Raw genomic sequence first — 14,095 nt, 5'->3', positions numbered from 1 at the left:
GATCAGGCAGTCACCGCAGAACCCGCAGGCTCAACCACCGCCACCAACCCTTCCTTCATCCGCTTGGCATCCCTGACAAAACACCGCGACGCCAAAAACAGAAACACCATGGTCAGAAACAGCGCCACCGGAATCAGGTACATGGCGTCATGCAGGCCGACAGCCTTGAACGCCTCGGTCATCTGTTCGGCGCCCGCCGAGAGCATCGCGCCATGGGCGAAATGATCGGACAGACCGCCCACCACCACCGGCCCCAAACCACCGCCCAACAGGTACAACCCGGCAAAGAACAAGGCCATCGCCGTCGCCCGCAGACGAGGTTCGACCACGTCCTGAATCGCCGTGTACACGCAGGTATAGAAGTTGTAGGCAAACAACCAACCCAGGCTGAACACCGCGACAAACACCCCGATTTCGATCCGCCCGGCATGCAATGCCCAAGCGGTGCACAGGGTCGAAATAACCAGGCTGAACGCGGCAAACAATAACCGCCCATTGGCCACCCGCTGGTGAATCTTGTCGGCAATCCAGCCACCGAGCGTCAGGCCGAACAACCCGGTCACCCCCACGATCATCCCCGTGGCCACCGCCGCGTCCTGCAACGGCATCAGGAAATAGCGCTGCAGCATCGGCACCAGAAACGAATTGCAGGCATACGTGGCGAAGTTGAAGCACAACCCCGCCATCACCAGCCACAGGAACGTCGGCACCGCCAGCACTCGACGGATCGGCCGGTCCACGCGTTCCTGCGAAACCTGCACGCTTTCCGCCGCGCCGCGTTTCGGCTCTTTGATGAAGAACATGAACACCGCCAGGATCAACCCAGGCACCGCCGCAATGAAGAACGGCGCACGCCAACTGTCGAACGCCTTGACCATCGCGCCAATCGTGAAAAAGGCCAGCAGCAGGCCCAATGGCAAACCGAGCATGAAAATGCCCATGGCCCGCGCCCGACGATGCGCGGGGAACAAGTCGCCGATCAGCGAGTTGGCGGCCGGCGCGTAGCTGGCTTCACCGATGCCGATACCCATGCGCACGATCAGGAAGCTCCAGAAACTGCCCACCAACCCGTTGATCGCGGTCAGCCCGCTCCACGCCGCCAGGCCCCAGCCCATCAGTTTGCTGCGCGAACCGGTATCGGCCAAACGCCCCAGGGGCAGGCCGGCAATGGCGTAAACGATGGTGAATGCGGTCCCGATGATCCCTAGCTGAAAGTCGCTGAGGTGCCACTCCATGCGGATCGGCTCGATGATGATCGCCGGAATGGTGCGATCGAAGAAGTTGAACAGATTGGCCAGAAACAACAGGAACAGAATGCGCCAGGCATTCGCCGCTTGGGTCGAGTTCTGCATGGGTCCGTCTCTTTTTATTGTTGTTGGGGCCGTCACTGTCCCCGGAACCTCCAATCTAGTCAGGCCCGTCAGGGCTGTCTGTCATTATTCGCAAGGTTGATATCAGCCCATGGCGCCACGCATAACTTGTGGGATCAATGCTGTCAGGGAGTCAGGTTTTTCACCATCAGTCGCAGGCTGGAAAAATACCTCCGCCCCCCCTTCCCAACGGCATGGCGAAGCCTAGAATAGCGGCCTTGTCTGCCCCAACCTACCCTCTATCCCTCCTTGATCATTGCCCATGTCCGAAGCCAGTCCGTGTCTGAATTGCGGTGCCTGCTGTTCTCATTTTCGCGTGTCTTTTTTCTGGGGTGAATGCACCTCGGCCGGGGGGACGGTGCCTGACGAACTCGTCGCGCCTATCAGCCCCAGCCGGGTGGCCATGCTGGGCACAGACTGCAAACCCGTTCGCTGTGTCGGTCTGGTGGGTGAAGTTGGCAGCACCGTGCAATGCTCGATTTACGATCAGCGCTCCAGCACCTGTCGGGAGTTCGACGCTTCGTGGGCCAATGGCGAGGCGAACGTGGATTGCGATGCGGCACGGGCAGCGTTCGGGCTCCCCGCCCTGCAACCCGAATTCGAAACGCCTTTGGAGCAGATCGCCTAGGGTTTGGCACCGGCCGTAATCAAGCCAATTCCAAAAATAATACACATCAATGTGCCATCACCCCTTGCGCTCTGTGTAACGCCTCTATACTGCAAGCATTCGCCAGCGCGCATGACGCAGGCCAGGATGACTCACAGACGGGACATGCTATGGAGTGGCTTGGTTTGCATTTCATGACCGGGCTACCGGAAAGCGGGCAGGTCATACTCAATTGCACCCATAACCCGTTTCTGGTGCTGCTGGCCTATCTGGTCGCCTGCACGGCCGGTTTCGCCACGCTGGACATGACCGAACGGGTGGGGCATGTGGCAAAATCCGCCTCACAACGACTCTGGCGCTGGATCGGCGCCGGGTGTCTGGCGGGCGGTATCTGGTCCATGCATTTCATCAGCATGCTGGCGTTCCTGGCGCCGATCGAAATCCATTACCACCTGCCCACCACCCTGGTCTCGCTATTGTTCGCCCTGACCGCCTCGTGGCTGGCCATGTACACCCTCAGCCATCCTCAACTGAATTTCCGGCAATACCTGCGCGCCGCAGTGTGGATCGGCCTGGGCATCGCGACCATGCACTATGTGGGCATGGCCGCTCTGCGATCGAATGCGCAAGCCTATTACCAACCTGTCCTGTTCGTGCTCTCCATCGCGATCGCCATCGGTGCCAGCCTGGCCGCCCTGTTGATTTCCAGTCACCTGCGCGATGGCACCGGCGTGAACCATCAACTGCTCAAATACACCGCCAGCCTGGTGCTCGGGGCCGGCATTGTCAGTATGCATTTCACCGGCATGGCAGCGCTCAGCCTGGTAGTGCCCGATGACAGCCTTCAGCCGCTGCCCGACGACAACAATCACCTGCAACTGGGGCTGACAGTGGCGGTGATGGCACTGCTGATCATCGGCAGCAGCATCAGTGCCGCACTGGCGGACAAGAAGCTGCAACACAAGGAGTCCGACCTGCAGCGGGTCAATGCCCTGCTCAGTCAACTGGATCAGGCACGCATGTCGCTGCAACAGGTGGCGCACTACGACCCCTTGACCAACCTGATCAACCGCCGGGGTTTCAACCAGATCTTCGCCGAAAAACTCATCGAGAAAACCAACGAAGGCGGCATGCTCGCGGTGATGTTCCTCGATATCGATCATTTCAAGCGGATCAACGACAGCCTCGGCCATGACGCTGGCGACGAATTGCTCAAAGTCCTGGCCAGCCACATCAAAGCCTCAGTCCGCAGCCATGAAGACGTGGTAGCGCGTTTTGGTGGCGACGAATTCTGCATCCTCATCAGCCTGTACGACCGCGAAGAAGCGCGGCAAATGGCCCAGCGCGTCATGCTGAAAATGAAGGAACCCATCGAGTTGTCCGGACGGCGCATGGTCATGACCACCAGCATCGGCATCAGTCTGTTTCCAGAAGACGGCAAGACCTGCGAAGAACTGCTGAAAAATGCCGACCTGGCGCTGTATCAGTCCAAGGACTGCGGTCGTAACGCCCTGCATTTTTTCAGTACAAACCTGAAAACCCGCGCCACCCTGGAGTTGCAGCTCGAAGAAGAACTGCGTCACGCCCTGCGCGAAAACACCGGGTTGATGCTGTATTACCAACCGATCTATGACCTGAGAACCGGCCAGGTCACCAAACTTGAAGCGCTGGTTCGCTGGCAACACCCGGTTCACGGATTGCTGACACCGGATCGTTTCATCGCCATCGCCGAGGCCAACGGCCTGATCGCCGACCTGGACAACTGGGTGCTGCGCAAGGCCTGCGAAGACTTGGGCGAGCTGTCCCGCCACGATTGCGAAAACCTCAAAATCGCGGTGAATTGCTCGCCCCTGAACCTGGCGCGGGAAGAACTGGCCAATGAAATCGAACAGGCCCTGCACCTCTTCGGGGTAGCGCCACAACGGCTGGAACTGGAAGTGACCGAGAATGCGCTGATGGGCAATATTTCCAATACCCTGGTGTTGCTGCGGCAGATTCGCGCCCTCGGTGTTTCGTTGTCGATCGACGACTTCGGCACCGGCTATTCATCCCTGGCCTACCTCAGACGCCTGCCATTGAACACGCTGAAAATCGACCGCTCGTTCATTCAGGACATCCCCAAGGCCACCCAGGACATGGAGATCGTCCAGGCCATTATCGTCATGGCCCACACCCTGCATTTGCAGGTCGTCACCGAAGGCGTCGAAACCTTCGAGCAATACGACTTTCTCCAACGCCACGGCTGCGATTTCGTTCAGGGCTACCTGCTGAGTCGTCCGGTGCCGCTGGCTGAGTTGCGCCCGGTGCTGGCCGAAATCAACCAGCGCAAGCACATGCATACCGTCAATCCGCTGAGTCTGGCTCACGGTATAGCTGCACTAACGTCGACGGATCCTTTTCCAGAAACCCCTGCCCTCCATGGAGGCGCATCAGTTGTGCGGCCAATCCACTGATCGGCGTGGCCGAACCCTGTTCGCGGGAAAACTTCACGGCGGTATCAAGATCCTTGAGCAGCGTGCGTACGTGCCACTTCACCGGCTCGAAACGGCTTTCGGCCATTTGCGGCGCGAGAATCTGCAACGGTTTTGAATCGGCGAAACCACCGGCCAGCGCCTCGGCGATCAGGCCGGCGTCGACCCCGGAACGCTCGGCCAGGGCCACCACTTCGGCAATGACCAAGGCATTACAGGCGACAATCATCTGATTGCAGGCCTTGGTCACCTGCCCTGCGCCGACCGCGCCCATGTGGGTCACGCGCTGACCGAGGGTCAACAAGACCGGGTGCACGCGCGCAAGGTCTGTCGCCTCACCACCGACCATGATCGCCAGGCTGCCGGCCTCGGCGCCGATCACCCCGCCGGACACCGGCGCATCGAGCCAACTCATACCGGTTTTACGGACCAGAGCGGTCGCCATTTCCCGCGTGGCCGTGGGTTCCAGGCTGGAAAAATCCACCAGCAACTGGCCGCTTTTCGCGCCCTCGGCAACGCCGGCAGTACCGAACACGACCTCTTGTACGACGGCGGTATCGGCCAGGCACAGCATCACCAGGTCCGCGTGCTGACACAGTTCGGCCGGCGTCGCCACTTGCCGTGCTCCGGCCTCGACCAGCGCCGCACACTTGGCCGGGTTGCGGTTCCACACCGTCAGCGGATAACCCGCCGCCATCAGGCGACGGCACATAGGCAACCCCATCAGGCCGATTCCGGCAAACCCCAGCGCAGGTAACGCTGCCATCATTTAGCCTCCTTTTGATTAAAGATCATCGAATATTGGCCGATTCATCATGATTAAGGAAAGGATTCCCCCGAGCGATGTTCAGGCCAATCCCCTGACGCTTGGGCCACATACGCGCTGCAAAAAGACGCGAGATCCCATTCCGTGATGACTCGATGACACTTGTCGCCGAGCCGACCAGTCCAGGTATATGGCGCACAATGACTTCTAAAAATAATCCGGCCCCCGCGGTATCCGACCTGACCCTGAGCCCCGCGGCGAACAGCCCCTCATCGTTGAAGCCATTGCCCCCGTCGCGTCCGCTGGCGACTCAGCAATACCTGTATTTCACCGAAACCAATACCGACCGCATCCTCGACAACCTCGATGGCCTGCGCGACCTGGTGTTCCCGCGCCCGCCCCATCTGGAAGGCGACAGCGAACAGCACAACGACCAGGAATTCCCCTCGGTGTGCCTGATCGGCCTGGGCCGCTGTGGGTCGAATATCGCGCTGGACGTGGCGGAACTGGTGTACAACGCCCGCAAGTTCTACCTCAACGAATTCAATAACGAAGACCGTCTGTCGCCGGACAAGCGCTACGCCGAAAAGGGCTACAGCCCGGCGCAGTGGATTCGCAACAACCTGCGCCTGGGGCCGAACAAGGCCAGCAAACCGGTGTTCCTGGTGGAACCGCTGGTGATGCTCGGCGACCTGGACAAGGACATCGCCGGCCGCATCCGCTTCTCGCGCAAGGGCGAAAAAAGCGGCTTTTTGCGTGACTACAGCAAAATGAAAATCATGGACTTGTCGGAAGTCCACGCCGGCGGCGCCGGTAACGCGCCGATCCTCGGCCAGTATCTGGCCAAGATCATCCTGAACAAGGACACCCAGCGCTTCTCCAGCCCCGACTGGAAGATGATTCACTCGTACCTGATCGACAGCTGCGGGATCAAGGCCAACCAGTCGCGCCTGTATTTCTCGATCTTCAGTGCCGGCGGCGGTACCGGTTCGGGCATGGCCTCGGAATTCGGCCTGGCCCAGCAGCACTCGTACATGAACAAGACGTTCGACACCAAGCCGATGGACGAACACGACGGCAAGAGCGGTCATTCCTTCGTCTTCGAGCCGATCTTCACCAGCGGTATTTGTGTCCTGCCGAACATTTCCGATCACCGCAGTGAAATGTCCGAGGCGCTGCACATCAACGCCGGTCGCCTGCTGTGCAAATACCTGTCGGAAGAGTGGGACTTCTCCTACAACTTCGCCAACGAAGACAGCAGCGAAGCCAGCGTCATGGGCCGTATCCGTCCATGGAACGCCATGATGCTGATCTCCAACGACATCATGCGCTATGCCGAAGAAAGCGATGACGGCAACATCCAGAACATCGACGTCAACGCGATGGAAAAGCACGCCAACCAGTACATCTCGCAGCAGATCTTCAACATTCTGACAGCACAGGCGGTCACCACCGACTACGACCAGAACTACTTCCGTCGTGCCGGCATCGACATCGGCGAAACCATTCGCCTGGACGCCAACGACCTGTTCATGAGCCTCGCCGGCCCGGTGGCGATTGCCTACGCCGAGTCCGTGGTGCCGGAAACCCCGCCGCCGAGCAATGACAAGTTCAAGGTGTTCGAGAAGGAGCCGCAGCGCCTGAACATCGATGACCTGTTTTTCCGCTCCATCGACCTGCCGCACTTCAACAAAGTCACCCAGGCAATCGAAGGCATCAGCCTGTTGCCGATCGAGTCCAAGCGCTATCGCGCCTCGCTCGAGCAGTACAAGAATTCGGGCTATGACGCGGCTGCACTGCACGACCTGCACTTCTTCAAGAATTGCTCGTCGGTGGTGTCGATTGTGTCCTTGCCCAAGGACTACAAGCTGTCCTATATGGACCTTAACCGCTTGAAGACCCACCTCAACAGCCTGTTCCCCAACACCACGCTCAAGCGCTATGCATTGGTGATCGGCGCCTCGGCCAACCTGTCGCTGACCACTTTGATCGCCAAGAGCCCGTGCCTGTCGGACGACTTCCTGACGCTGATCGTGGCGTTCATCAAGCGTTGCTTTGCGAAAAACCCGTACCGTTTTGATGACACTCTGGACAACTCGATCCTGGACTTCATCATCAATGAAGACTTCGACGAAGACCGCATCGACGAACTGCTCAACGAATTCGAAAACCCGGCGAAGATCCTCGATACCAACTGGTACGCGATCAAACCGATGTATGAGAAGAAGTACCGCGAGCTGATCAACGACAAAGAGAAGTTCGTCTCGATCAACGACATTCGTTTGTCGCGCGACTGCGTGAAGAAGGCGATCAAGTACCTGCGCGAGATCTACCGCCACCGGATTGGCAAGACCAAGGTTATTTCGCTGAATAACCATACGGGCAAGACCGCTTATTGAAGCTGGGCGTGAGCATTCCCACGCCCCGCGTGGGAACGATCACATCCAGAAACAATTGAGCAGCCCATCGGCTGCTCAATAAACTGTTCCCGTTACGTTTACGTCACCGTTATAGCGGCCTTTCTGTGGCCTTTCTCTACGGCAACCTGCCATCACGCTACTCGGCTACACACTTTTGTCCGACAAAACCAGGCACCAAATCGGTGCGCACCATCAAGACTTCGCCCTTTCCTGGATCATGATCCATGGCGAAACAACAACCGCCCACAGCTCGGGATCGCGCTCGAAAAGATCCAGCGCCCGCGTTTCAGACAGCTTGGCGACCTTGTCGGCAGCCAGCCAGGCAGCGACTTTCTCGCCTTCATCGGTCGCCACCGCTTCGGCTGCGGCGATCAAATCCAGACCAGGATCGACCCACAATAGGGCACCCTTGGCAAAGAACGGCTCCAACTCTTTCCAGGTAATAGATGCGGTTTCACCAAGCAGCTTGGCATAGAGGGTGCTAGGTTCTTGAGTCATGGGTTCCTGTCCGCAAAAAAAATCGATGTGAATGATAACGTCGGTGTTGGGCCAGAAAAACCCGGATGTAATTGCGTTACCGATTGAAAAACCCGGGAAAGCCAGGGAATGCTGCTGCTTCAAGTATTAGCCAGCTAACATCTCGCCGCGATTCTGTCTTTTTCTTTCAATAAAGCGACACCCTCAGGTTTTGCCCCCTGGCGCCAGCTTCCCAGGCCAACAATCGGCGCTCTACACTGTACCGGTACAGTTGCCGGGGGCATTTTCCGGAGGATATCGACGATATCTGACCCGGTTCTGCTGCTACGGCGCCAGGACTATAAAAACTACAACAGTAAGAGTGGAGCACTATGACTAAGGCTACTAAGCAGATTTCAAAACTGTTTGCCGCTATGGTTCTGGCCGGAGTTGCCAGCCATTCGTTCGCCGCCGACACCATCAAGATCGGCATCGCCGGCCCTAAAACCGGCCCTGTAGCCCAATACGGCGACATGCAGTTCAGTGGCGCCAAAATGGCCATCGAACAAATCAACGCCAAGGGCGGCGTCGACGGCAAGAAGCTCGTAGCCGTTGAATACGACGATGCCTGCGATCCAAAACAAGCGGTTGCCGTCGCGAACAAAGTCGTCAACGACGGCGTCAAGTTCGTGGTCGGTCACCTGTGCTCCAGCTCCACTCAACCGGCTTCGGACATTTACGAAGACGAAGGCGTGATCATGATCACCCCGGCTGCCACCAGCCCGGACATCACCTCCCGTGGTTACAAAATGGTGTTCCGCACCATCGGTCTGGACAGCGCCCAGGGCCCTGCCGCCGGTAACTACATCGCCGATTACGTAAAACCGAAAATCGTTGCCGTACTGCACGACAAACAGCAATACGGTGAAGGCATCGCCAGCGCCGTGAAGAAAACCCTCGAAGGCAAAGGCGTCAAGGTTGCCGTGTTCGAAGGTATCAACGCCGGCGACAAAGACTTCTCCTCGATGATCGCCAAGCTCAAGCAAGCCAACGTCGACTTCGTCTACTACGGCGGCTACCACCCGGAACTGGGCCTGATCCTGCGTCAATCCGAAGAAAAAGGCCTGAAAGCCAAGTTCATGGGTCCGGAAGGCGTGGGTAACGACTCCATTTCGCAGATCGCCAAGGAGGCTTCCGAAGGCCTGCTGGTGACCCTGCCGAAATCCTTCGACCAGGATCCGGCCAACATCGCCCTGGCTGACGCGTTCAAGGCCAAGAAAGAAGACCCGAGCGGTCCGTTCGTGTTCCCGGCCTACTCGGCTGTGGAAGTCATCGCCGAAGGCATCAAGGCTGCCAAGAGCGAAGACACTGCCAAAGTGGCTGCTGCCATTCACGCAGGCACCTTCAAGACCCCGACTGGCGACCTGAGCTTCGACGCCAAGGGTGACCTGAAAGACTTCAAGTTCGTGGTTTACCAGTGGCACTTCGGCAAACCGAAAACCGAAGTTTCGCCTCAGTAAGGCTTGCCTGACTGACTGCCAATAAAGCCCACGGCGTGCCGTGGGCTTTGTTTTACGAACGTATTGGGCCGCGCTGGCGTGATCCGCCAGCCTCCCCACCTGAAAATCTCAAAACCGTCATCAGCGGTTCGCTGGCAAACCTCGAATTCGAAGTGGATGCAGATCCATGGGGCTCGAGCGGGAAAATGACTCCACCAGTGAAATGCGTATCAGGTTTTTAGGAGCGCTGTAATGCCTGACATCTATCACTTTTTCCAACAGCTGGTTAATGGTCTGACCATTGGCAGCACGTATGCCCTGATCGCCATCGGCTATACGATGGTTTACGGCATCATTGGAATGATCAACTTCGCCCACGGCGAGGTGTACATGATCGGCTCCTACGTGGCGTTCATCGCCATCGCCGGGCTGGCCATGCTGGGACTCGACAGTGTCCCGCTGTTGATGACCGCCGCTTTCATCGCGACCATCGTCGTGACCAGTGCCTACGGTTACAGCATCGAACGGATCGCCTACCGCCCCCTGCGCGGCAGCAACCGTCTGATTCCGCTGATCTCCGCCATCGGCATGTCGATCTTCCTGCAGAACACCGTTCTGCTTTCGCAAGACTCCAAGGACAAATCCATCTCCAACCTGATCCCCGGCAACTTCGCCATCGGGCCAGGTGGCGCACATGAAGTGCTGATTTCCTACATGCAAATCGTGGTGTTCGTGGTGACCCTGGTCGCCATGCTCGGCCTGACGCTGTTCATCTCCCGCTCTCGCCTGGGTCGCGCCTGCCGTGCCTGTGCCGAAGACATCAAGATGGCCAACCTGCTGGGCATCAACACCAACAACATCATCGCCCTGACCTTCGTCATCGGTGCGGCACTGGCGGCTATCGCAGCCGTGCTGCTGAGCATGCAATACGGCGTAATCAACCCGAACGCCGGTTTCCTGGTCGGCCTCAAGGCCTTCACCGCCGCGGTACTGGGCGGTATCGGCAGCATCCCCGGCGCGATGCTCGGCGGGTTGGTGCTTGGGGTGGCGGAAGCCTTTGGTGCCGATATCTTCGGCGACCAGTACAAGGACGTCGTGGCGTTCGGTCTATTGGTCCTGGTGTTGTTGTTCCGGCCAACCGGCCTGTTGGGCCGTCCGGAGGTTGAGAAAGTATGACTAGGAATCTTAAACAGGCGTTGTTCAGCGCCTTGCTGGTGTGGGCCGTTGCCTACCCGGTACTCGGCTTGAAACTGACCATCGTCGGCATCAACCTCGAAGTCCAGGGCGCCAGTACCGCCACACTGATCACCATCGCCGCGTGCTCGGTGCTGATGTTCCTGCGGGTGCTGTTCGACCAGCAGATCAGCGCGGCCTGGAAATCCTCGCCAAGCCTGCCGGGGATGCCGGCCAAGGCCAGTAACTTCCTGACCCTGCCGACCACCCAGCGCTGGATCATCATTGCGCTGATCGTCGGCTCGCTGATCTGGCCGTTCTTCGGCTCCCGCGGGGCGGTGGATATCGCCACCCTGGTGCTGATCTACGTGATGCTCGGCCTGGGCCTGAACATCGTGGTCGGTCTGGCCGGCCTGCTCGACCTCGGTTATGTCGGCTTCTATGCCGTGGGCGCCTACAGCTATGCGCTGCTGTCGCACTACTACGGCCTGAGCTTCTGGATCTGCCTGCCGATTGCCGGGATGATGGCGGCCACGTTCGGCTTCCTGCTCGGTTTCCCGGTGCTGCGCTTGCGCGGTGACTACCTGGCGATCGTGACCCTGGGCTTCGGTGAAATCATCCGTCTGTTCCTGCGTAACCTGACCGGCCTCACGGGTGGTCCGAACGGCATCAGCAACATTCCCAAGCCAACACTCTTCGGGCTGACCTTCGATAAAACCGCCGCAGAGGGTCTGCAGACTTTCCACGAGTACTTCGGTCTGACCTACAACCCGGTGAACAAGGTGATATTCCTTTACCTGATCGCGGTGTTGTTGTCTCTGTTCGCCCTGTTCGTCATCAACCGCTTGCTGCGCATGCCCCTGGGTCGTGCCTGGGAAGCGCTGCGTGAAGACGAAATCGCCTGCCGTGCACTGGGTCTCAACCCTACGGTCATCAAGCTGTCGGCGTTCACCCTGGGTGCCTGCTTCGCCGGTTTCGCCGGTAGCTTCTTCGCCGCGCGCCAGGGCCTGGTGACACCGGAATCCTTCACCTTCATCGAATCGGCGACCATCCTCGCCATCGTGGTGCTGGGCGGCATGGGCTCGCAACTGGGCGTCGTACTCGCCGCCACGGTGATGATCCTGTTGCCGGAAATGATGCGTGAATTCAGTGAATACCGCATGTTGATGTTCGGCGCCTTGATGGTGCTGATGATGATTTGGCGTCCTCAAGGTCTGCTGCCTATGCAACGCCCCCACATGGAGCTGCGCAAATGAGCCGTGAGATCCTGAAAGTCACTGACCTGAGCATGCGCTTCGGCGGCCTGCTGGCGGTCAACAGCGTGGCCCTGAGCGTCAAAGAGAAACAAGTGGTATCGATGATCGGCCCCAACGGTGCCGGCAAGACCACCGTGTTCAACTGCCTGACCGGTTTCTACCAGCCGACCGCCGGCAGCATCGTGCTGGACGGCGAGCAGATCCAGGGCCTGCCGGGCCACAAGATTGCCCTCAAAGGCGTGGTGCGGACCTTCCAGAACGTGCGGCTGTTCAAGGAAATGACGGCGGTCGAGAACCTCTTGATCGCGCAACACCGTCACCTGAACACCAACTTCCTGGCCGGCCTGTTCAAGACCCCGGCGTTCCGCAGAAGCGAACGCGAGGCCATGGAATACGCCGAGTACTGGCTGGAAAAGGTCAACCTCAAGGAGTTCGCCAACCGCCCGGCCGGCACACTGGCCTATGGTCAGCAACGTCGCCTGGAAATCGCTCGCTGCATGATGACCCGCCCGCGGATCCTCATGCTCGACGAACCGGCCGCCGGCCTCAACCCGCGGGAAACCGAAGACCTCAAGGCGCTGATCGGCACCCTGCGTGAAGAGCATAATGTGACTGTGCTGTTGATCGAACACGACATGAAACTGGTCATGAGCATTTCCGACCACATCTTCGTGATCAACCAGGGCACACCACTGGCCAACGGCACGCCGGAGCAGATCCGCGACAATCCTGAAGTGATCAAAGCCTACCTGGGGGAAGCGTAAATGCTGCAGTTCGAAAACGTTTCCACCTTCTACGGCAAGATCCAGGCGCTGCACAGCGTCAACGTCGAAGTCCGCCAGGGCGAGATCGTGACCCTGATCGGCGCCAACGGTGCCGGCAAGTCGACCCTGCTGATGACCCTCTGCGGTTCGCCGCAAGCCCACAGCGGCAGCATCCGCTACATGGGCGAGGAACTCGTCGGCCAGGACTCGTCGCAGATCATGCGTAAAAGCATCGCCGTGGTTCCGGAAGGTCGTCGGGTGTTTGCCCGTCTGACCGTGGAAGAAAACCTCGCCATGGGCGGATTCTTCACCGACAAGGGCGATTATCAGGAGCAGATGGACAAGGTTCTGGGACTTTTCCCACGCCTGAAAGAACGCTTCGCCCAACGTGGCGGCACCATGTCCGGCGGCGAACAGCAAATGCTCGCCATCGGCCGCGCGCTGATGAGCAAGCCCAAGCTGTTGCTGCTCGACGAGCCATCGCTGGGCCTGGCACCGATCATCATCCAGCAGATCTTCGACATCATCGAACAACTGCGCAAGGACGGTGTGACGGTGTTCCTGGTGGAGCAGAACGCCAACCAGGCGCTGAAAATCGCTGACCGTGCCTACGTGCTGGAAAACGGCCGGGTGGTGATGACCGGAACGGGTGAAGCGCTGCTGACCGATCCGAAAGTGCGCGAAGCGTACCTCGGCGGTTAAGCCCTTGCGGTAAACAAAAAACGGCCTTCGGGCCGTTTTTTTGTGCCTGGCACAAACCTCACAACAATGAAGATCCCCTGTGGGAGCGGGCTTGCTCGCGAATGCAATCTGATATTCAACATAGGTGGTGACTGACCCACTGCTTTCGCGAGCAAGCCCGCTCCCACAGGGGATTCGTGGTGCCTTGAGGATTTTTTTAAAAAAAACTGCAGTCAGCTGTAACACCCCGCGTTGTCGTTTCTCTAGAGCGGTAAGCAAGCACAAACGCTTGCCAAACCAAGCTCAATTTCGGAGAAACATCATGACTGCTACCACCCGCACCCTGTCCGCCACCGCCCTGGTTCTGGCCCTTGGTTCTGCCCTGAGCATCGCCGCTGTCTCCACGGCCCATGCCGCTGACGCCAACATGGAAAAATGCTTCGGCGTGGCCATGAAAGGTCATAACGATTGCGCCGCAGGCGCCGGCACCACTTGCGCCGGCACCGCCAAAATGGATCACCAGGCCAATGCCTGGAAACTCGTCCCGAAAGGCACCTGCATGACCACCGAGAGCAAGACTTCGCCAACCGGTTTCGGCCAGCTGGAAGCCTACAAAGCCAAGTCGTAATCAG

Annotated in this window: 12 protein-coding genes; 9 read left to right on the top strand and 3 right to left on the bottom strand. The window is 58.8% G+C overall.

What is annotated here, in order from left to right:
* Positions 1 to 2 precede the first annotated feature (2 nt).
* Positions 3 to 1,352: an MFS transporter gene (locus tag PSH64_RS06310; protein ID WP_105348398.1), complete on the bottom strand. Its 1,350-nt coding sequence runs from the start codon at positions 1,350 to 1,352 to the stop codon at positions 3 to 5.
* A gap of 280 nt (positions 1,353 to 1,632) precedes the next feature.
* On the opposite strand from PSH64_RS06310, the gene PSH64_RS06305 reads away from it, so the two are divergent.
* A complete protein-coding gene (locus tag PSH64_RS06305; protein ID WP_305480277.1) occupies positions 1,633 to 1,998 on the top strand; it encodes a YkgJ family cysteine cluster protein in 366 nt (121 codons plus the stop codon).
* A 149-nt stretch (positions 1,999 to 2,147) separates the two neighbouring features.
* Positions 2,148 to 4,430, top strand: a complete 2,283-nt coding sequence (locus tag PSH64_RS06300) for a bifunctional diguanylate cyclase/phosphodiesterase (RefSeq protein WP_305480276.1) — start codon at positions 2,148 to 2,150, stop codon at positions 4,428 to 4,430.
* Here the strand turns inward: PSH64_RS06300 and PSH64_RS06295 are convergent.
* On the bottom strand, positions 4,321 to 5,217 hold the full coding sequence (locus tag PSH64_RS06295; RefSeq protein WP_105348406.1) for an NAD(P)-dependent oxidoreductase: 897 nt from the start codon (positions 5,215 to 5,217) through the stop codon (positions 4,321 to 4,323). The genes PSH64_RS06300 and PSH64_RS06295 overlap by 110 nt on opposite strands.
* A 197-nt stretch (positions 5,218 to 5,414) precedes the next feature.
* On the opposite strand from PSH64_RS06295, the gene PSH64_RS06290 reads away from it, so the two are divergent.
* Positions 5,415 to 7,613: a hypothetical protein gene (locus PSH64_RS06290; protein ID WP_105348407.1), complete on the top strand. Its 2,199-nt coding sequence runs from the start codon at positions 5,415 to 5,417 to the stop codon at positions 7,611 to 7,613.
* A 213-nt stretch (positions 7,614 to 7,826) separates the two neighbouring features.
* Here the strand turns inward: PSH64_RS06290 and PSH64_RS06285 are convergent, their stop codons facing one another.
* On the bottom strand, positions 7,827 to 8,132 hold the full coding sequence (locus tag PSH64_RS06285) for a DUF2288 domain-containing protein (RefSeq protein ID WP_370694474.1): 306 nt from the start codon (positions 8,130 to 8,132) through the stop codon (positions 7,827 to 7,829).
* A 350-nt stretch (positions 8,133 to 8,482) separates the two neighbouring features.
* Here PSH64_RS06285 and PSH64_RS06280 point away from each other — a divergent pair, with 350 nt between their 5' ends.
* From PSH64_RS06280 to PSH64_RS06255, 6 genes are all read left to right on the top strand, one after another.
* The gene (locus PSH64_RS06280) at positions 8,483 to 9,610 is read left to right on the top strand and encodes a branched-chain amino acid ABC transporter substrate-binding protein (protein ID WP_105348409.1); all 1,128 of its coding nucleotides are present in this window, start codon (positions 8,483 to 8,485) and stop codon (positions 9,608 to 9,610) included.
* Positions 9,611 to 9,841: 231 nt separating this feature from the next.
* Positions 9,842 to 10,765 (top strand): high-affinity branched-chain amino acid ABC transporter permease LivH, encoded by a 924-nt coding sequence (livH, locus tag PSH64_RS06275; RefSeq protein ID WP_105348410.1) that lies wholly within the window; start codon positions 9,842 to 9,844, stop codon positions 10,763 to 10,765.
* Positions 10,762 to 12,018 (top strand): high-affinity branched-chain amino acid ABC transporter permease LivM, encoded by a 1,257-nt coding sequence (locus tag PSH64_RS06270; RefSeq protein ID WP_105348412.1) that lies wholly within the window; start codon positions 10,762 to 10,764, stop codon positions 12,016 to 12,018. Before livH ends, PSH64_RS06270 begins: the two co-directional genes overlap by 4 nt.
* Positions 12,015 to 12,782, top strand: a complete 768-nt coding sequence (gene livG, locus PSH64_RS06265) for a high-affinity branched-chain amino acid ABC transporter ATP-binding protein LivG (RefSeq protein ID WP_105348414.1) — start codon at positions 12,015 to 12,017, stop codon at positions 12,780 to 12,782. Before PSH64_RS06270 ends, livG begins: the two co-directional genes overlap by 4 nt.
* Entirely contained in the window at positions 12,783 to 13,484 is a 702-nt protein-coding gene (locus PSH64_RS06260; protein WP_030128348.1) for an ABC transporter ATP-binding protein, read from the top strand.
* A 301-nt stretch (positions 13,485 to 13,785) separates the two neighbouring features.
* Positions 13,786 to 14,091: a DUF2282 domain-containing protein gene (locus tag PSH64_RS06255; RefSeq protein ID WP_105348420.1), complete on the top strand. Its 306-nt coding sequence runs from the start codon at positions 13,786 to 13,788 to the stop codon at positions 14,089 to 14,091.
* Positions 14,092 to 14,095 lie beyond the last annotated feature (4 nt).

It is taken from the genome of Pseudomonas sp. FP1742 (assembly GCF_030687145.1).
Taxonomy (GTDB): Bacteria; Pseudomonadota; Gammaproteobacteria; order Pseudomonadales; family Pseudomonadaceae; genus Aquipseudomonas; species Aquipseudomonas frederiksbergensis_D.
The sequence above is the reverse complement of the archived record's forward strand: the minus strand, read 5'-3'. Positions and strand labels throughout refer to the sequence as shown.

Coding starts and splice junctions, on each gene's coding strand:
- PSH64_RS06300 (WP_305480276.1), top strand. CDS start 2,148: ATGGAGTGGCTTGGTTTGCATTTCATGACCGGGCTACCGGAAAGCGGG.
- PSH64_RS06295 (WP_105348406.1), bottom strand. CDS start 5,217: ATGATGGCAGCGTTACCTGCGCTGGGGTTTGCCGGAATCGGCCTGATG.
- PSH64_RS06260 (WP_030128348.1), top strand. CDS start 12,783: ATGCTGCAGTTCGAAAACGTTTCCACCTTCTACGGCAAGATCCAGGCG.
- livG (WP_105348414.1), top strand. CDS start 12,015: ATGAGCCGTGAGATCCTGAAAGTCACTGACCTGAGCATGCGCTTCGGC.
- PSH64_RS06305 (WP_305480277.1), top strand. CDS start 1,633: ATGTCCGAAGCCAGTCCGTGTCTGAATTGCGGTGCCTGCTGTTCTCAT.
- PSH64_RS06290 (WP_105348407.1), top strand. CDS start 5,415: ATGACTTCTAAAAATAATCCGGCCCCCGCGGTATCCGACCTGACCCTG.
- PSH64_RS06310 (WP_105348398.1), bottom strand. CDS start 1,352: ATGCAGAACTCGACCCAAGCGGCGAATGCCTGGCGCATTCTGTTCCTG.
- PSH64_RS06255 (WP_105348420.1), top strand. CDS start 13,786: ATGACTGCTACCACCCGCACCCTGTCCGCCACCGCCCTGGTTCTGGCC.
- PSH64_RS06285 (WP_370694474.1), bottom strand. CDS start 8,132: ATGACTCAAGAACCTAGCACCCTCTATGCCAAGCTGCTTGGTGAAACC.
- PSH64_RS06270 (WP_105348412.1), top strand. CDS start 10,762: ATGACTAGGAATCTTAAACAGGCGTTGTTCAGCGCCTTGCTGGTGTGG.
- PSH64_RS06280 (WP_105348409.1), top strand. CDS start 8,483: ATGACTAAGGCTACTAAGCAGATTTCAAAACTGTTTGCCGCTATGGTT.
- livH (WP_105348410.1), top strand. CDS start 9,842: ATGCCTGACATCTATCACTTTTTCCAACAGCTGGTTAATGGTCTGACC.